Genomic DNA, 18,564 nt, shown 5'->3' on the forward strand with positions numbered 1-18,564 from the left:
TAGCGTTACCGAATTAACATCCTACTCAATCATCGCTAGAATGGTTGCAGCTTAAATAAACGTCAGTGGTTAATAATAATGAAATTTAGTGCAGTTGTGCTTGCCGCGGGTAAAGGTACTCGCATGTATTCCAATAAACCGAAAGTGTTACATACGCTTGCTGGAAAGCCGATGGTTAAGCATGTTATTGACACATGTGAAGGCTTAGGTTCGCAAAATATCCACTTGGTCTACGGCCATGGTGGAGAAATGATGCAATCAGAATTACAACAAGAGCGTGTTAACTGGGTATTGCAAGCCGATCAGCTAGGCACAGGTCATGCTGTTGACCAAGCCTCTCCCCACTTTGCTGATGATGAAAAGGTGTTGGTTCTTTACGGTGATGTGCCACTTATCTCAGAGCAGACCATTGAAAATTTATTAGATGCTCAACCAAATGGTGGAATTGCGTTGTTAACCGTGGTTCTGGATAACCCGATGGGCTATGGCCGTATCGTGCGTAAGAATGGCCCGGTAGTGGCGATTGTGGAGCAAAAAGATGCGACAGAAGAGCAGAAGCTAATTAAAGAGATCAATACGGGTGTGATGGTGGCGATCGTAGTGGTGATCTTAAACGTTGGTTGTCAGGCCTTAGTAATGATAATGCGCAAGGTGAATATTACCTGACGGATGTTATCGCGGCAGCACACAATGAAGGTCGCGCGGTAGAGGCGGTTCATCCCGCGAACCCGATTGAAGTGGAAGGGGTGAATGACCGAGCTCAACTGGCTCGTCTTGAACGTGCCTTCCAATCTATGCAAGCTCAAAAACTGCTGGAGCAGGGCGTGATGTTACGCGATCCAAGCCGTTTTGATCTGCGTGGTCAGTTGCAGTGTGGTATGGACGTAGAGATTGATGTGAACGTGGTAATTGAAGGGTCAGTTTCTTTGGGTGATAACGTGGTGATCGGTGCGGGTAGTGTACTGAAAGACTGTGAAATTGATGACAACACGATTGTTCGTCCATACAGTGTGATTGAAGGTGCCACAGTTGGTGAGGCGTGTACAGTTGGACCATTTACCCGTCTTCGTCCTGGCGCGGATCTTCGCAATGACTCACATGTGGGTAACTTTGTTGAAGTGAAGAATACTCGTTTGGGTGAAGGCTCTAAAGCCAACCATCTTACTTACCTTGGTGACGCAGAAATTGGTCAGCGAGTGAACGTTGGCGCCGGTGTGATTACGTGTAACTACGATGGTGCGAATAAATTCAAGACGTTAATTGGCGATGATGTTTTTGTTGGTTCTGACGCTCAGTTAATTGCACCTGTTGCGATTGCCGATGGGGCAACGGTAGGCGCTGGCGCAACCGTTACAAAAGACGTGGCAGCGGGTGAGTTAGTGATTACTCGCGCTAAAGAACGCCGCATCGCTGGCTGGGTACGCCCAGTAAAGAAAAAGTAGTCATCGCATTTTAATGGGTGGCTAGGTGACTCTCGGTATTTAGCAAAAGGCCTCTTTGAGGCCTTTTTTATTGTCAGTGGCTTGGGATAGCAATACGCTTTTCTACCCAGCGTACCCCTTGTGATACCACAAGAATAAGTACTAAATACTCCAGTACTAAAAAGCTATAGATCTCCAATGGTAAGTACTCATTGACCACTAACTCATTGGCACGTCGTGTGAGATCGCTTAAGCCTATCACACTAACGAGTGATGACATCTTGAGGATGTAGACAAACTGATTCCCAAGAGGGGCAATATTTGCCTAAAAGCTTGAGGTAAAATGACCAGTCGCATTTTTTGCCAATAGTTTAACCCTAAGGATTCGGATGCTTCATGCTGCCCTCTGGAGATCGCCTGAATCCCACCTCGAAAGACTTCAGCCATAAAGGCACTTTCTGCAATCGTCAAAGCAATCACGCCAGCCCAAAAATGATTGAGAGAAATATCCAGCAGGGTTGGCATGCCGTAGTACACCCAGAGCAATAGCACCAAAACAGGAATAGAGCGGATCACCTCAACATAGATTCGGTTTATGGCTTTGAGCCAGTTGTTATTGGAGAGAGCAGGAAAGGCCACCAGCAACCCAATGGACATTGCTAACAACATGCTGAGCAAAGAGACATAAATCGTGTCTTTGAAACCCGCAAGAAGAAATTTAAGATTGATTTGACCTTGTTCGGTGGCTGGATTTAACACATACCACCCCCACTCGTAGTCAGAGCAGCCTGATAATATGGGTAAGCACAGCATGATAGTTAGTATTCGGTAGCTCACAAACGTCCCTAATTTTCCCTGAAAATTCCATCTGTTACTGCTATGTTATCAAGGTTGTATTATAAATGTTTAATAATTTTAGGGACGCATCAATGAAGAAGTGGATTCTTGGTTTTATCATTGCGGCTTTGTCAATTGGACAGGCTGTGGCAGAGACAAGTCGATTACAAGCAATACTGGACGCTGGGGTGCTCAGAGTGGGGACCACTGGTGATTGGAATCCGATGACGATGAAAGATCCGGCAACCAACTCATATCGTGGTTTTGATATTGATGTAACGACCGAGCTAGCCAAGGATCTTGGCGTTAAGGTCGAGTATGTTGCGACGGATTGGAAAACACTGGTTAATGGGATCACCGCAAATAAATATGATATTACAGGAAGTGCTTCATTGAACATGTCGCGAGCGAAAGTTGCCGGATATAGTCAACCATATTTTTATTTAGCGTTTGTCCCCGTGGTACAGAAAAAAGATCTGCAGAAATTCTCCGATTGGTCAGACTTTAACAAGCCTGATGTAAAAGTGGCCGCGACACTTGGTACTGTGCAAGAAAAAATGGTTAAGGCCTTCTTTCCAGATGCAAAACACATTGTTATTGAAGCGCCAGCGCGAGATTTTCAAGAGCTGTTAGCTCGTCGTGCTGATGTGTCAGTCACCTCGAATGTTGAAGCGGCGACGTTGGTGACGAAATTTAAGCAGTTGGCGATAGTGCCGGTAAAAGCGCCACGCAAGCCTACGCCTATTTCCATGCTATTACCGCAAAAAGACCAGGTCTGGATTAACTACGTTAACCACTGGGTCGAATTGAAAAAGACTCAGGGCTTCTTTGATGAAACAGCGGCAAAGTGGGGGCTAAAAAGTCTTTGAGTAAAAAAGGGCGACATTGTCGCCCTTTTTTACTTTGTATGTTGCTTGTCTCAGGAGTGATAACACGCGTTATGGTTTACTCATCATTGGCCACACGTGAGTTATCAGGAATGGTCAGTTCGCTTGTTAATGCAGGGTTCGAAATGACATACCCTAGCCACATCAATACTAAACATCCTAAAATGACATAACCTACGGCCGTTTGCGCAATCACTGCGAATGTGGCGACGAGAGCACTGGCCAAGCTACTGACTCCTATCTGAATACTGTTTTGTAGTCCCGCTGCAGTGGCAGAGCAGTGTGGTGCGCTAGATAGCGCACGATTAACCACGATAGGATAGATTGCTCCGTTTGCTACCGCGAGTAAACAGAATGGCGCCAATATTGGCCAAACTGAGGTTAATTGCCATTGGCAAGCCGCAAACACCAGCAGAATAGCAACCGTTTCTAATCCGAGCAGTTGCTTAAGAACGGCTTCATCACCGAGTTTAGCCACTAACTTCTTACCCATGTAACCGCCGACCATAAAGGCGATAGTTTGCGGGATAAAGCTGAGTCCAATATCTTTCGCGGAGTAGCCTAGCTGGTTCATTATTTCTGGCATACCGGTTAAGTAAGCAAAAAATGCGGCCGAAGCGACGGCGTAAATAATGACATTACCGATATAGTCTCGTGATCCTAACAAGCTTTTTAGATCGGCAGAGACGGATGTTGTTTTGACCTTACTCGTGCTGCTATCTTTCATCGATAAAGTGATGAGCGCTAGCAATGCACCTGTCATCGCAAGGACGACAAAAATACTGTGCCAACCCCAAAATTCAGTGAGCAGTACGCCAAGTTGAGGTGCAAGTGCTGGAGATAGTGCCACTAACGGCATGATAGTCGCAAAGATTTGTTGGCTGGTCTTTTTATCAAACTTGTCGATAACCATCGATTGCCAAATGACCGCGGGAGCACAAACGCCAATGGCCTGAAGCATTCGTAATGTCAGCAATTGCCATACTTCTTGGCTCCAGGCGAGACCAATCGATGCGATGGTAAATACGACTAAGCCAGTAAAAAGGGTTTTTCTGTGGCCAAAACGGTCACTGGCTAAGCCCCAAACAAATTGTCCTAGTCCCATACCCACTAAAAAGACTGTCAGCGATAACGCGATCTGTTCTGGTCCAGTAGCAAAATCTTGCTCAATTAATTTGAACGCAGGCAAGTACATGTCTGTGGCAATAAAGCCAAGCATGGACAAGATGGAAAGATAGATAAGTTGCAGTTTTGAGATTTTCATTGTTATTCCTTTGAATTTTTTCACAGGAATGAGTTGGCGCCAGCCCATGCTGTTAGTGTGGTGTATTCTATTTTTGGAATTAGAAAAAATAAAACGCTATATTTTGTAGTTATAAATCAAAAAATTTGAAAGGTAAGGTTATGTACTCACGTCCGTCACTCGAAATGTTAGATATGATTGCACGACTCGGCAGTTTCAGTGCGGCAGCAGAAGCATTGCATAAAGTCCCGTCTGCAATCAGTTATAGCGTACGCCAGATAGAGCAAGAGATTGGTACTCCTTTATTTAGGCGATTGCCTCGTCGTGTGGAACTAACACCTGCGGGCGAGGTGTTTATTGCTGAGGCGAGGCGCTTGCTTCGTCAAATGGATGAATTGACACGCCATACTCGGCGTGCGGCTTCAGGGTGGCAGAAGCGACTCAAGTTGACCTTAGATAATATTGTAAAAGTCGATAAATTATCGGTGTTGATCGAAGACTTTTACGCAGAGTTTGAGTCGGCAGAATTGCAGATCAATATGGAAGTGTATAACGGATCCTGGGAAGCAATTTCAGAACAGCGAGCGGATATTGTGATTGGTGCGACATCGGCGATTCCGGTGAGTGGAGAGTATGGGGTGAGGCCGATGGGGGAGCTACAGTGGACCTTAGTGATGTCACCCCTCCATCCTTGTGCGCAAGTGGCTGAGTTAGATGAAGAGTTTGCCAGTCAGTTTCCAGCTATTTGCTTAGACGACACGTCACGTGTGTTGCCAAAGCGTCATACACAGCACAGCCCTAGACAGCGGCGACTATTGTTGCCCAATTGGTATTCGGCAATAGAGTGTTTGAAAAGTGGTGTCGGTATTGGCTATATGCCTCGCCATATAGCAGAGCCCCTTATTGATAGCGGCTCGCTGGTGGCGCGTTCGCTTAATAATGACACCATAGATAGCCAATGCTGTTTAGTTTGGCGTAAGGATGACAGTAATAAGTTGATTCACTGGATGCTTAACTATCTTGGTTCATCAAGCCAATTGCATTCGGACTGGTTAAAACACTGAGTGGCGCCATATTCTGATTGCCCTTGATTAAAAAGAACGCTATTTTGTTTATTGTTAATACGCTGTTCGGTAAAGGGTGTTTAAGAATGTCGAAGTTAATTGATAGGAAGTGGCAGCTGCTACCAGTAATGGCGCTTTCTGTGGTTATGATAGGTGGTTTATATGGATTTAATATTACCTTAGAACGCCTCGTTCATGGGTCAGTAAAGCGGACAACGGACTCTCTGTTGACCGATGTAATTTACGAAATTCACGAAGATAATCCGAGTTTTACCAGTCGCCTACAAATAGATGATTATATTGGCGATCTGACTCAGGCTGATGCAGACGCCAGAATTCAGGTGATCAATAGTAACGGGGTCGTGGTGGGCGATACCGCGCTATCTGACCGAGCGCTAGTGGATCTGGACAGTCATGCAAACCGACCCGAATTTATTCAAGCTTGGGAAAGCGGAGAAGGCGGAGATGTTCGTTTTAGTTCCGTGTTATCTGTCGACTTGTTGTATTCCTCCCGAAGGGTGACGATTGATCAGCAAGATTATGTCGTGGTTTTAGCCGTTCCAATGCATCATTTGGAGAATATGACCTTTCAGTTAATGAGCATCTTAGTGGGCTTAGCGCTGTTAAGTATCGCGATGCTGATTGCAACGTCTTTGCTTAGTCATCGCCAGATAGAAGCGAGCGTTACGGCGGAAAAGAATAAACAAGATGAACGGATTCATCAGCGAACTCTTGAAATAGAGCTGATGCATCGTTTAGCGAATATGCTAGCAGCGTGTCAAAACCTTGTAGAAGCCCAGCGTGTCGTTGAGGATATTGTGCCGCGCATTCTGGGCCAAGTGAATGGCAGTATTTCATTGATGCGTTCATCCAGAAACCAACTGGTTAATCAATTGGATTGGGGGGATAAGTGGCCTGGGAGCAAAAGTTTTGCTCCTGATGAATGCTGGTCACTACGTACAGGGCGTAGCCATTTATCTATTGAAGCGTTTCACCATTTATCGTGTGAGCATATGTCGTCGATTGATAACAATCAGACCTTGTGCATCCCGTTAACCGCACATGGTAATACCATCGGTATTATGCACTTATATTTTGGGCAGGGAGAGATAGAGGTCGAGGAACTCACCACACAACTGGCTTACAGTGTCGCGGAGCATCTTGGCCTAGCTCTGGCGAATTTAAGTTTACAAGAAAAATTACGTTCACAGGCACTAAGCGACCCATTAACGGGTCTATACAATCGTCGCTTCTTTGAACAAAAGCTGACAGAGCATACTAATAACTCAGCAACGAGCAGCGAGTCATTGTCACTACTCATGCTTGACCTCGACCACTTTAAGCGTTTTAACGACAATTTCGGCCATGATGCTGGAGATTATGTGCTAAAAGAGATCAGTTCTTTACTCAAAAGAACCGTCGCTGATGATGAAATAGCGTGCCGATTAGGGGGAGAAGAGCTCGCGGTGATCTTACCGCACTGCAATATGGCAGATGCCACGGAATACGCTAATAACATTGTTAACCTAATCCGAACCTTGCACCTAGAGCATAAGGGGTTATCTTTGGGGCAGTTGAGTGTGTCAATTGGTGTCGCGACGTACCCTGATCCGGCTTCCGATATTGAAGCGTTGGTTAAGATGGCAGATAAAGCCTTGTATCTAGCAAAAGATCAAGGGCGAGACAGAGTGGTAAACTACCAGCAGTACAATGAATTTAAATCTCCGGAGCTTGGACTGGTTGAAAACCAGTAAGAGGGGATTACTGAGAAACTTGCCATCAAAAAACGCCTCATCAGAGGCGTTTTTATTAGGTAAAGCGTCGATTCTAAATAGAAACTGAGCGCCCGTTACTGCAGCGTGTTAAGACAAGAAAAATTGATACGATGGGTTATCCGTTTCATCTTTACACTGGTAGCCTAGTTCACGCAGATGTGAAGAAAACTCGGCGAGATCACTGTCTTGTAGCTCAAAACCACACAGCACCCGACCGTAGTCAGCGCCATGGTTACGGTAGTTGAATAAGCTGATATTCCAATGCGTCCCCAGCGTGCTCAGGAACTTCAGTAGAGCACCTGGATATTCTGGGAACTCAAAGCTATACAAACGCTCTTGAAGTGGCTTAGAAGGCTTGCCACCAATCATATAACGGATATGTAGTTTGGCCATCTCATCATCTGACAGATCGACAACCGGGTAGCCACCAGCACGTAAATCTTTAATGATACCCTCGAGCTCTTCCTGACCACCAGCGAGACGCACACCGACAAAAATATTCGCCAGTTTGTCATCATTGTAGCGGTAGTTAAACTCAGTAACGGCTCGCCCACCAATGATATTACAGAACTCAAAGAATGCGCCCTGATGTTCCGGAATAGTCACGGCCAACAAACCTTCACGCTTTTCACCAAGCTCACAACGTTCGGAAACATAACGCAAGCCATGGAAATTAGTGTTGGCTCCAGAAAGCACGGTGCCTAGCTGTTTGTTCTGCAGTGCGTGTTTTTCGGCAAACTTTTTAAGTCCAGCCAGAGCAAGCGCGCCAGAAGGCTCAGCGATGGCGCGCGTGTCTTCGAAAATATCTTTTACAGCAGAGCAGATTTCATCACTGGAGACGGTAATATGCCCATCAATATATTCTTGGCATAGACGGAAGGTTTCTTGACCGATAATTTTAACCGCAACCCCATCAGCAAACATACTTACTTGATCTAAAGCGACGGGTTTTCCAGCGTCCAGCGCGGCTTTTAGACAGGCAGAATCTTCCGGTTCCACTGCAATCACTTTGATTTCTGGCATCAGTTGTTTAACTAATACCGCGACGCCAGCGGCTAACCCGCCGCCGCCGACTGGAACAAAAATATAGTCGAGGTGACCATTTTGCTGCAGCATTTCCATGCCGATAGTGCCTTGTCCTGCAATGACAAGGGGGTGATCAAAGGGCGGAACAAAAGTATAGCCATGTAAAGCCGATAAACGCTCTGCTTCGGCTTTTGCTTCATCAAAGTTGTTGCCGTGTAATACAACGTGACCGCCAAAGCTGCGTACCGCATCCACTTTAATGTCTGGCGTGGTCTTAGGCATCACGATAGTTGTACTAATACCCAGTTTGGTGCCAGACAACGCCATGCCCTGTGCGTGGTTGCCCGCGGAGGCTGCGATAACCCCTGCTTTTTTCTGCGCTTCAGTAAGGTTGGATACCATATTATAGGCACCACGTAGCTTAAATGAATGCACGGGCTGGCGATCTTCACGTTTGATTTGCACGTTATTATGAATACGAGCAGATAAGCGAGGCATATCTTGCAGTGGCGTTAATGTCGCCACTTCGTAAACAGGAGCGCGCAATACCTGGCGCAGGTACTCTGCGCTCGGCTTTTGGGATAACTTTCGCTACTCATTAGACTATCCCTCGAGTTTAGACTTATCTCGTACCGCACCTTTATCAGCACTCGTTGCCATGCTCGCATACGCTTTCAGCGCTAAAGAAACCACACGTTCACGATTGGCTGGTTTCCAACCAAGCTGATCTTGTGCTTCACGTCGAGCCGCCAATTCTTCCTCTGGGACGTCCAGTGAGATGGAGCGGGCTGGGATATTAATATCAATAATATCGCCATTGTTCACAAGGCCAATGGTGCCACCGTTAGCGGCTTCTGGGGACGCGTGGCCAATAGATAGGCCAGAAGTACCGCCAGAGAAGCGACCGTCGGTGAGTAGTGCACATTCTTTACCTAGACCCATAGATTTCAGGTACGTGGTTGGGTAAAGCATTTCCTGCATACCAGGACCACCTTTAGGCCCCTCATAACGGATGATGACCACATCGCCCGCTTTGACTTTGCCGCCTAAAATGCCATCTACCGCGTCTTCTTGGCTTTCGAAAACGACCGCTGGACCACGGAAGACTAGGCTACCTTCATCGACGCCAGCTGTTTTAACAATACAACCGTCGACGGCGATATTTCCGCTCAGTACCGCCAGTCCGCCTTCTTGGCTAAAGGCATTTTCCTTGGTACGAATACAGCCATCTTTGCGATCGTCATCAAGGCGATCCCAGCGACAATCTTGAGAGAAAGCTTTCGTCGTACGGATACCTGCAGGGCCCGCTCTGAAGAATTTTAATACTTCCTCATCCTCGGTTTGCATGATGTCGTATTGCGCTAGCTGCTCTTTCATAGAAAGACCCAGTACAGTACGTGTATCGCTATTGAGTAATCCTGCGCGATCAAGCTCACCAAGAATCGCCATCACGCCACCAGCACGGTGCACGTCTTCCATGTGATATTTTGGTGTCGATGGTGCCACTTTACATAAGTGTGGTACTCGGCGTGACATTTCATCGATATCATTCATGTCGAAGTCAATCTCACCTTCTTGTGCAGAGGCTAAAAGGTGTAAAACGGTATTACTTGAACCGCCCATAGCAATATCCAACGCCATGGCATTTTCAAATGCGGCACGGTTAGCGATATTACGTGGCAGCGCGGACTCGTCGTCTTGCTCATAGTAACGCTTGGTTAATTCGATAATGCGTTTACCTAAGCATTTAGGAATAACTGTTCACGGTCAGCGTGTGTTGCGAGCATAGAACCGTTGCCTGGTTGAGAAAGCCCCAGCGCTTCTGTTAGACAGTTCATTGAGTTGGCTGTAAACATGCCAGAACATGATCCACAAGTCGGGCAAGCGGAACGCTCCACTTGCTCACTTTGCTCATCAGAAATAGTTGGATCAGCCCCTTGGATCATGGCATCGACCAGATCCAGTTTGATGATCTGATCGGAAAGCTTGGTTTTACCCGCTTCCATTGGACCGCCAGAGACAAAGATTACGGGAATATTGAGGCGCATTGCCGCCATCATCATTCCAGGGGTGATTTTGTCACAGTTGGAGATACATACCATGGCGTCCGCGCAGTGCGCGTTAACCATGTATTCAACAGAGTCGGCAATTAGCTCACGTGATGGCAATGAATACAGCATGCCACCGTGTCCCATTGCGATACCATCATCAACGGCAATGGTGTTGAACTCTTTGGCAATACCGCCTGCTTTTTCAATTTCACCCGCCACCAGTTGACCCATATCTTTAAGATGGACGTGACCTGGGACAAATTGGGTGAACGAGTTTACGACGGCAATGATAGGCTTACCAAAGTCTTCGTCTTTCACACCCGTTGCTCGCCAAAGTGCACGAGCACCCGCCATGTTACGACCATGTGTTGAGGTCGCGGATTTGTAGATAGGCATTGTACTCGTTCCTTATTTTACTGATGCAGTGTTCTTGTCGGCGTCTTGTGGGTAGACATAATCGAGCCAACCCCATTTATCTTCGGTGGTACCGTTGAAAAGACCAAAGTAAGCATCCTGCATGACTTTAGTGATAGGGCCTCGTTTTCCTTCGCCCACTTCAATTTTATCAACCGAACGAACGGGTACGATTTCAGCAGCGGTACCCGTCATGAAAATTTCATCGGCAAGGTAGAGTGCTTCACGAGCAATGTTGGTCTCACGAACGTCGTAGCCCATATCTTTGGCCATGGTCATGATGCTGTCACGAGTGATGCCTGGAAGAATCGCGCTGGTGGCTGGTGGCGTCATGATAATGCCATCTTTAATGACAAAAATGTTTTCACCTAAGCACCTTCGGAGAGATAGCCATCAACACTCAGAGCGATACCTTCGTCATAGCCGTGACGACGCGCTTCACCACCCACAAGTAAAGATGATAGGTAGTTACCGCCTGCTTTTGCGGCTGTTGGGATAGTGTTAGGGGCAGCGCGATTCCAGCTAGATATCATAGCATCGACACCATTTGCGAGCGCTTCTTCACCCAGGTAAGAACCCCATGGGAAGGCCGCAATAATTAATTCCATGACAGAATCTTCAGGTGGGCAAACACCTAGCCCGACATTACCAACAAAACCTAGAGGACGAATGTACGCCGACTCGAGTTTATTTTGGCGAACCGTTTCACGTGTCGCTTCCATGATTTCTTCTTCCGTATAAGGAATAGGAAAGCGATAGATTTTTGCCGAGTTCTTTAGACGTTTGGCGTGCTCTGGGTGACGGAAGATCACCGGACCGTTCGGAGTATTGTAACAACGAACGCCTTCAAAAACCGACGTACCATAGTGCATAGCATGAGTAAGGACATGAACATTTGCCTCAGCCCATGGAACCATTTCACCATTAAACCAAATAAAATCTGCTGTACTTGTAGCCATTTAGCGTTCTTCCTTATGCACTTTGTTCTTGTAGGTTGTGATTGGTCAGCTGGTTAGTTTTGAGTTCAGTGACGTCAACAGTACGAATATCCCAGAGTTTTTCAATCTGATTGGTCAGCGTAGAAATCGGACGATCACTATCAACGATTATCTCTACACTGGCAATCTTGCTTTCATGATTTTGTGTCGCGGCAACTTGCTTGATGATAAATCCACGGTGGCGGATCACGCGCAATACTCGCTCAAGTAACACGCTTTTATCATCGGCTTTTATATCTAATAGGTATCGGTTCATTAGGTATTCTCCAACATGTCGCTGTTTGAGGCACCAGGTGGTACCAATGGCCATACGTTCTCTTCTTCGTCGATCAATACATGCAAGAGGTAAGCTGTTTTACTTTCTAGCATCTCTTTTAAAGCGGGTTCGACTTCTTCTTTTCGAGTAATGGTTTTGCCTGGAATATCGAACGCTTTCGCTAGCATGACGAAGTCAGGATTGTCATCCAAAATGGTTTCACTGTGGCGACCATCAAAAAATAGGGACTGCCATTGTCTAACCATACCTAACCGTTGGTTGTTCAGTAATACCATTTTGACGGGGATCTGGCGGCGCTTGAGCGTACCCAGCTCTTGTACATTCATCATAAACGAACCATCACCAGAAATGAGGATAGATTGGTCGTCAGGTCGCCCTACGGCGGCGCCCATTGAGGCTGGTAGGCCAAAGCCCATCGTGCCCAACCCTGCCGACGTAATAAAGTTTTCTGGCGATCGCGGTTGAATGTGTTGTGCTGCCCACATTTGGTGTTGCCCGACGTCCGTTGAGACGATAGAAGACTCAGGCATCATGTCAGACAGTTGCTTCAGTAGCAGTGGAGCAAAGATAAGATCGCCCGGATGGTCATAGCGCCATTTGAAGCCACTTCTTAGGCTTTCACTATGATGAGCCCAAGGGGAGATGTCTTTAGAGAGCTCTAGCTGGGATAAAATGACATTAATGTCACCGCGTAAAGCGGCATTCGCCGTTCTTAACTTGTTAAATTCCGCTGCATCGATATCAATATGAATCACTTTAGCGTGAGGAGCAAAGGTATCGAGCTTAATGGTGACTCGGTCATCAAATCGTGCCCCGACGACAATCAGCAGGTCACATTCCTGTACGACTAAGTTAGCCGCTTTAGTGCCATGCATGCCTAACATGCCCAAATAGTGCGGGTCGTTACGCTCAATCGTTCCAAGGCCTTTTAAGGTGCTGACTGATGGCATAGGGTTTAAACGTAGAAACTCGCGCACAGAGTCCGTGGCATGAGCAAGTTGTACTCCACCACCTACGTAGAGAACTGGACGGGAGCTTTGGTTGAGAAGTTGTTGTGCTAGCTGTATTTGCTCTGGGTTTGCTACCGAGCATTGCTGGTGGCGTAAATGGAGGTAAAACATCAACAGGGGTTTGAGCAAGTTGAACGTCTTTAGCAATATCGACGATAACAGGGCCAGGACGACCGAGCCTTCGCAACTTCAAACGCTTCCGCTAAGGTAGGCGCAAGGTCATTGATATCGGTAACTAAGTAGCTGTGTTTAGTACAAGACAATGACATACCAATCACATCCATTTCTTGGAAGGCATCGGTACCAATGTGGGAGCTGGCGACTTGACCAGTGATTGCGACGAGGGGGATGGAATCAAGAAAAGCATCGGCAAGGCCGAGTAACAAGGTTGGTGGCGCCGGGACCTGAGGTTGCCATACAGACGGCGACATCTTTGGTCGCTCTTGCCATACCGATAGCCGCCATTGCTGCCCCTTGCTCGTGTCGGCAGAGAATATGTTCTACCCCGCCATCATAGAGTGCATCGTAGATGGGCATGATGGCTCCACCGGGGTAACCAAACACAGTCTTAATACCTTGTTGCGCTAACGCAGCAACAACTAACTCAGCACCTGTCATTGCTTTCTCCTTGTTGACCGCATTGTGACTTGCGGTTTTCTATCGTTCGACTGCACATTGTGTGCTCCCATATCTTGCGTTTTGTCATTATAACGAAGTGACTCTCGTTTTCGTGACCGTCATCAAATTTGCGGTTTAGAGTTTGTAAAAAAACCCCGGACTTTTCAGTGCGGGGGTTTTTTTGAATCTTGCGGCTATTTTCTGCCCACATTCCCCCGTGTGTTCCTAATCAGGACCACAATAATCAGAGTAATCAGAGTGTGAGCATAAGCACTAAAAGTCATTTCAAATATCTAATCGTTTGCTTTGTGTTGAACAAAAGTATCTATGTCCTTAGTGGTATCACATATTTCTGTTACCTGACAAGCAAAACCTCATTCTTTTTTCACATTTTATCAGCATCAAATCAGGCTATATAACAAGGACTATTTATAAAACTCTGCATTTTTGAGGGTTTATCGAATGAATTTAGTTGGAAAAAGGAATGACATGGGATTATCGATTATTTATAGCCGAGCAAGTGTTGGCGTCGAAGCACCGCTCGTTACAGTGGAAGTACATATCAGTAATGGTATGCCTGGTTTTACCTTAGTTGGGTTGCCAGAAACGACTGTGAAGGAATCAAAGGACCGAGTTCGCAGCGCCATTATTAATTCACGATTTGAGTTTCCTGCTAAGCGCATCACGGTCAACCTAGCGCCTGCTGATTTACCTAAGGAAGGCGGGCGGTTTGATCTTCCTATTGCTTTAGGCATTTTAGCGGCCTCTGAACAGTTGCCCAAGAGTCTGTTGTTGCAGCATGAATTTATCGGGGAACTGGCTTTATCGGGATCATTACGAACGGTCAAAGGGGTACTGCCTGCTGCGCTAGCTGCGGATAAATCAGCACGCCAACTTATTGTGCCTGAAGGGAATGCTAATCAGGCAGCGCTTGTGGGCAAAGATAAGCATAAATCCGCCTCGGGATTACTGGAAGTGTGTGCCTATTTGATGGGGCAGCAGGCGTTGGGTTTGGTGACGTCACCAGCTATTAAAACAGTGAAACAAGACGTTAGAGATCTGCAAGATATCATAGGGCAGCAGCAAGGAAAGCGCGCGCTAGAGATAGCGGCGGCAGGCAATCATAATTTGCTGTTTTTGGGCCCTCCGGGTACTGGAAAAACAATGTTAGCGTCACGTTTGTGTGACTTATTACCGATTATGAGTGATATGGAAGCGATTGAAACCGCTTCGGTTGGCTCACTCACCCAGTTAGAGATTAATGAAGACAACTGGAAGCAAAGACCTTTTCGAGCTCCGCATCATTCAAGCTCTATGGCAGCGTTAGTTGGGGGAGGGAGTATTCCTAGACCGGGAGAGATTTCCTTAGCACACAACGGGCTACTGTTTTTAGATGAAATGCCTGAGTTTGAGCGTAAAGTCCTCGATTCATTGCGTGAGCCGCTAGAATCAGGGGAAATTGTGATTTCTCGTGCACAAGGAAAAACCCGCTTTCCAGCGCGCTTTCAATTAGTCGGTGCTCTGAATCCGAGTCCAACAGGTTACTATGATGAGAGTCAAGCTCGCGTTGCACCTCAGGCGATTCTGCGTTATCTAAGCCGTCTATCGGGTCCTCTGTTAGATCGGTTTGATATGTCGATTGAAATCCCCTTACTTCCTAAAGGCGTACTTGCTGAAGGGGGGGACCGAGGAGAATCGACAGCGGACGTGAAATTACGGGTTATTGAAGCTAGAGAGAAAATGTTAGCACGTTCAGGTAAAGCTAACGCGCTATTGCAAAGCCGCGAGATTGAACAGTATTGTCCGTTGGAGAAGTCAGATGCGGAATTTTTAGAAAGCGCTTTGCATCGACTCGGCTTATCCATTCGAGCCTATCACCGCATTATTAAAGTGGCGCGAACCATTGCAGATTTGTCTAATGAGCCCGAGATTCAACGAGCTCATTTAGCGGAAGCGTTAGGGTATCGCGCTATGGATCGCTTGCTAAAGCAGCTTACGGCGCAGTCGGTTTAAAAGGCGAAGTTCATACCAATCGAGGTGATCCAGTCTGCTGAATCATAAAAAGTGATACTTGAGTCAGTGGCATTGTATCCCGACAAAGAGATCAGTGAGAGTGACTCTATGTTCCATAAAGAAAGATACTCATAGGCTAAGAAAGCACTGTATTTGTCATCGATTCTGCCAGCATGGTCAAAAATGACATTGTAACCCTGATACTCATGGTTCATGTAACTTAGCGTCGCAGCAAAGCTGTGTTGGTTATGTGCAAACAGCGTGGTGAGCTCTGCGCCTGCGCCTTGGTTATTGACCGCGACCCCTTTGGTGTCATCCAGTATGTAGATAAGCGAAGGGAAAAGTACCCACGAGTCATTGACGGCTAAGGTGTAAGAACCTTTCGCATAGTAAAAATCACTGTTGCGATCATATTGCGTGGCGTGGGCTACTGGACTTTGGGTCGCGGATGCTTCTGCTGCAACAACCCGTGTCCCATAGGCCATATCTATAGTAAAGAGTGAGCCTGCAATGTTTTCTACTTGCAATCGAAACGCGTCGCCAGTGGCTTCTGCTTGCTCAAGTTGGTCTGCTGCCACGTATGGATTTTTCCAGATCGGCTCACCGACGACAGTTGGCAGATAGGAAAAACTCCAAATTGAGTTGTCAGCAAATTGCTGTCGGTATCCACCTTCAAGTACGAAGGTACCGACGGCGATATCATTACGTGATGTACCGATAAACCATTGCTTGTTTAGGGTAGGGCCATAGGTATAGTTTAAGGTGCCAAGCGGTAGCCAAAAATCATCGTATGCTTCTTCTGTCGTGCTAATGTTGGGGTTTTCACTAGCGATAAGGTTAGACTTGTCACCTATTTTGGCGCTACTTATTGAGACTTCTCCGCTAAATCCTTGTGTTGGAGCTAGAGTTGCAAATGCTGTTGGGGTACAAGCAATCGAAGTGAGGAGCGTAAGGAGAAGCAGCCGTGCAGTCATGAACCATCCATTGATTAGTGAATTGGATGATTGTGATTCACCCAATTAAACATTTAGGGTGGTACTGTAGCGATAAAAAATGGCTTAACAAAATGCCTTGTTAAGCCAACTATCACTCAAGTTAATGGGTCGTCAGGTAACCTATTAAAAGGCCCAGTTTAGACCAACGGCAGTAATCCAATTCTTTTCATCGTAAAACGCAATATTGGAAGTACTGTTGGTGACACCTCCGAAGGCAACAAGCGAAAGATTATTAGAATAAAAGATGCCAGGGTACTCATAAGCCAGGAAAGCTTTCCATTCATCGTCGCTGCGAGTGGTATCGTAGAGGGGTTGGTGGCGTCATAGTCTCGTCTTAAGTACCCCAAAGTAAAGGCCAACTTGTGGTTCCCAAGCGAGGCAAAAGAAGACACTTCCGCTCCGTAGGTGTTGTGCTTCATTGCACTGCCTTTGGCGTCTTGTTGGGTGTAGATCAAGGCTGGGTAGAGTAATACTTCTCGGCTGATTGGCAGCATCATTTTAAATTTACCGTAGAGAATGTCTGCATTACGGTTGAGTGTTTTCGCCTGTTCAGGTGTGATAGCAGCGTTAACGTTATTGCCTAAGCCAGATTTTTCTTCATCCAGCTCTCGCTTACCATAGGCGAGATCAAGGCTGAATAATGAGCCTGCAATATTGTCGAATTGCACTCGGTAGGCTGTGCCTTTTTCGTTGGTGGTGGTTCGAGCATCGCTGGTATATGGGTCTTGCCATACCTCACCTTCAAGAATGGTGGGCAAAATAGATAAACTGACCTTTGTGCGGTCTTTAAATAAGTATTTGTAGCCCGCTTCTAGTGCGACGGTACCGACGGCAATATCCGCTCTTGATGTGCCGAGAAACACCTGATGATTTGAACGGGAACCAAACGTGTATTGCACGTTACCCAGAGGTAAAACGAGGGCAGAACTGTTGTTTTGTTGGCCGCCATTATAAAGACGAAATTCATCGTCAGTGTTGGTTAAGTTAGAGGTGCTGCTGCTATAGGCAGCATTAATAGCAATCTCACCACTAAAGCCGTTACTTTCTCCAAGCTTGGCAATAGAAGGCGCTGAAACGCAGCTGACGGCAATTGCTATGACAGTCCATGTCAGATTCATACCTTTCCTTTTTTGTTTAAAGACGTTGTTAATCTAATTATATGTTTCTGTTAGCTTATTGGATCAGAATAAGTGTATTTTGTGTGACTAACAAGACAATAAATTCATCGGTTTGTGGTGAGGATTACTCTTGAGGTGAAAAAAAGCCGAGCGTAGTCGCTCGGCTTTATGTGTATGTCGTGGCTATTTTTTCAGTAGGAAGTTCACCAACGCAAAGTACTCATCGAGTGACTGAATGCCGCCTGCTTCGACAAGGTATTTGTTGTTGACGATGACCGCTGGAACGCCAGAAAGGCCGCTGTCTTTGAATTGTTTATCAAAACGACGAACCATGGAGTCGACGGCAAAACCGTTGAATGTCGCGTCGAATTTCTTCGCATCAACGCCTTCATCTAAGAAAATTTGGCGCAGCTCTTCGTCGTTACGAGGCGCTTGTTGCATGGTGTGAATGCGATTAAATAGTACTGGAACCATTTTATCTTCGACTTTCAAAGCAATCATGGTGGCGTACGCTTTGCTCATCGACATGCCCATGTTGCCACCCATGAATGACACATGGTTCTTTTGGAATTTGGCGTCAGCCGGAATTTTTGTTTTTAGCTGCTCTATGATTGGCTCAAAACTATGACAGTGTGGGCAATAAAAAGAGAAAAATTCAGTCACTGTCGGCTTAGTAGTTGGTTCTGTGTCTAGCACTTTATAATGAGTGCCTTCTTCAAATTGTGCAGCGCTTACACCTACACTCACAAGAAGCGTAGCAAATAATGCGATAAATCTTTTCATTGTTGTCTCCATGTACAATTTAAATCCTTAAAAA

Annotated in this window: 8 protein-coding genes and 7 pseudogenes; 5 read left to right on the forward strand and 10 right to left on the reverse strand. The window is 46.4% G+C overall.

Annotated features, from left to right (window positions below):
• Window positions 1-78: 78 nt before the first annotated feature.
• Window positions 79-1,442 (forward strand): annotated as a pseudogene (gene glmU / locus AC0L66_RS01010) (bifunctional UDP-N-acetylglucosamine diphosphorylase/glucosamine-1-phosphate N-acetyltransferase GlmU).
• A gap of 73 nt (window positions 1,443-1,515) precedes the next feature.
• On the opposite strand, the pseudogene AC0L66_RS01015 reads toward glmU, so the two are convergent.
• Window positions 1,516-2,234 (reverse strand): annotated as a pseudogene (locus tag AC0L66_RS01015) (amino acid ABC transporter permease).
• Between the two features lie 116 nt (window positions 2,235-2,350).
• Between AC0L66_RS01015 and AC0L66_RS01020 the strand changes: the two are divergent.
• The gene (locus tag AC0L66_RS01020) at window positions 2,351-3,127 is read left to right on the forward strand and encodes a transporter substrate-binding domain-containing protein (RefSeq protein WP_265676782.1); all 777 of its coding nucleotides are present in this window, start codon (window positions 2,351-2,353) and stop codon (window positions 3,125-3,127) included.
• 76 nt (window positions 3,128-3,203) lie between these two features.
• Here the strand turns inward: AC0L66_RS01020 and punC are convergent, their stop codons facing one another.
• Window positions 3,204-4,409: a purine nucleoside transporter PunC gene (gene punC, locus AC0L66_RS01025; protein WP_265676781.1), complete on the reverse strand. Its 1,206-nt coding sequence runs from the start codon at window positions 4,407-4,409 to the stop codon at window positions 3,204-3,206.
• Window positions 4,410-4,549: 140 nt separating this feature from the next.
• Here punC and punR point away from each other — a divergent pair, with 140 nt between their 5' ends.
• Window positions 4,550-5,452 carry a DNA-binding transcriptional activator PunR gene (gene punR / locus AC0L66_RS01030; RefSeq protein ID WP_265676780.1) on the forward strand — a complete coding sequence of 301 codons (903 nt, stop codon included), beginning with the start codon at window positions 4,550-4,552 and terminating at the stop codon, window positions 5,450-5,452.
• A gap of 86 nt (window positions 5,453-5,538) precedes the next feature.
• Window positions 5,539-7,206, forward strand: coding sequence for a sensor domain-containing diguanylate cyclase (locus AC0L66_RS01035; protein ID WP_265676779.1), 1,668 nt, complete (start codon window positions 5,539-5,541; stop codon window positions 7,204-7,206).
• 108 nt (window positions 7,207-7,314) lie between these two features.
• Here the strand turns inward: AC0L66_RS01035 and ilvA are convergent.
• The 5 genes and pseudogenes from ilvA to ilvG all read right to left on the reverse strand — a co-directional run.
• Window positions 7,315-8,820, reverse strand: a pseudogene (ilvA, locus tag AC0L66_RS01040) (threonine ammonia-lyase, biosynthetic); the annotation flags it as partial.
• A 36-nt stretch (window positions 8,821-8,856) separates the two neighbouring features.
• A pseudogene (ilvD, locus tag AC0L66_RS01045) lies at window positions 8,857-10,700 on the reverse strand (dihydroxy-acid dehydratase).
• A gap of 12 nt (window positions 10,701-10,712) precedes the next feature.
• Window positions 10,713-11,677, reverse strand: a pseudogene (locus AC0L66_RS01050) (branched-chain amino acid transaminase).
• 13 nt (window positions 11,678-11,690) lie between these two features.
• A complete protein-coding gene (ilvM, locus tag AC0L66_RS01055) occupies window positions 11,691-11,972 on the reverse strand; it encodes an acetolactate synthase 2 small subunit (RefSeq protein ID WP_265676775.1) in 282 nt (93 codons plus the stop codon).
• Window positions 11,972-13,621 (reverse strand): annotated as a pseudogene (gene ilvG / locus AC0L66_RS01060) (acetolactate synthase 2 catalytic subunit). Before ilvG ends, ilvM begins: the two are co-directional and overlap by 1 nt.
• A 489-nt stretch (window positions 13,622-14,110) precedes the next feature.
• On the opposite strand from ilvG, the gene AC0L66_RS01065 reads away from it, so the two are divergent.
• Window positions 14,111-15,634: a YifB family Mg chelatase-like AAA ATPase gene (locus tag AC0L66_RS01065; protein WP_473568108.1), complete on the forward strand. Its 1,524-nt coding sequence runs from the start codon at window positions 14,111-14,113 to the stop codon at window positions 15,632-15,634.
• Here AC0L66_RS01065 and AC0L66_RS01070 read toward each other — a convergent pair.
• From AC0L66_RS01070 to AC0L66_RS01080, 3 genes and pseudogenes are all read right to left on the reverse strand, one after another.
• Window positions 15,631-16,608, reverse strand: a complete 978-nt coding sequence (locus tag AC0L66_RS01070) for a DUF2860 family protein (RefSeq protein WP_265676772.1) — start codon at window positions 16,606-16,608, stop codon at window positions 15,631-15,633. The genes AC0L66_RS01065 and AC0L66_RS01070 overlap by 4 nt on opposite strands.
• 144 nt (window positions 16,609-16,752) lie before the next feature.
• A pseudogene (locus AC0L66_RS01075) lies at window positions 16,753-17,747 on the reverse strand (DUF2860 family protein).
• Between the two features lie 183 nt (window positions 17,748-17,930).
• On the reverse strand, window positions 17,931-18,530 hold the full coding sequence (locus AC0L66_RS01080; protein ID WP_265676770.1) for a thiol:disulfide interchange protein DsbA/DsbL: 600 nt from the start codon (window positions 18,528-18,530) through the stop codon (window positions 17,931-17,933).
• Window positions 18,531-18,564: the final 34 nt, after the last annotated feature.

It is taken from the genome of Vibrio sp. GJ43-1, assembly GCF_055808835.1.

Coding starts and splice junctions, on each gene's coding strand:
- AC0L66_RS01020 (WP_265676782.1), top strand. CDS start 2,351: ATGAAGAAGTGGATTCTTGGTTTTATCATTGCGGCTTTGTCAATTGGA.
- AC0L66_RS01070 (WP_265676772.1), bottom strand. CDS start 16,608: ATGACTGCACGGCTGCTTCTCCTTACGCTCCTCACTTCGATTGCTTGT.
- AC0L66_RS01080 (WP_265676770.1), bottom strand. CDS start 18,530: ATGAAAAGATTTATCGCATTATTTGCTACGCTTCTTGTGAGTGTAGGT.
- punC (WP_265676781.1), bottom strand. CDS start 4,409: ATGAAAATCTCAAAACTGCAACTTATCTATCTTTCCATCTTGTCCATG.
- ilvM (WP_265676775.1), bottom strand. CDS start 11,972: ATGAACCGATACCTATTAGATATAAAAGCCGATGATAAAAGCGTGTTA.
- punR (WP_265676780.1), top strand. CDS start 4,550: ATGTACTCACGTCCGTCACTCGAAATGTTAGATATGATTGCACGACTC.
- AC0L66_RS01035 (WP_265676779.1), top strand. CDS start 5,539: ATGTCGAAGTTAATTGATAGGAAGTGGCAGCTGCTACCAGTAATGGCG.
- AC0L66_RS01065 (WP_473568108.1), top strand. CDS start 14,111: ATGGGATTATCGATTATTTATAGCCGAGCAAGTGTTGGCGTCGAAGCA.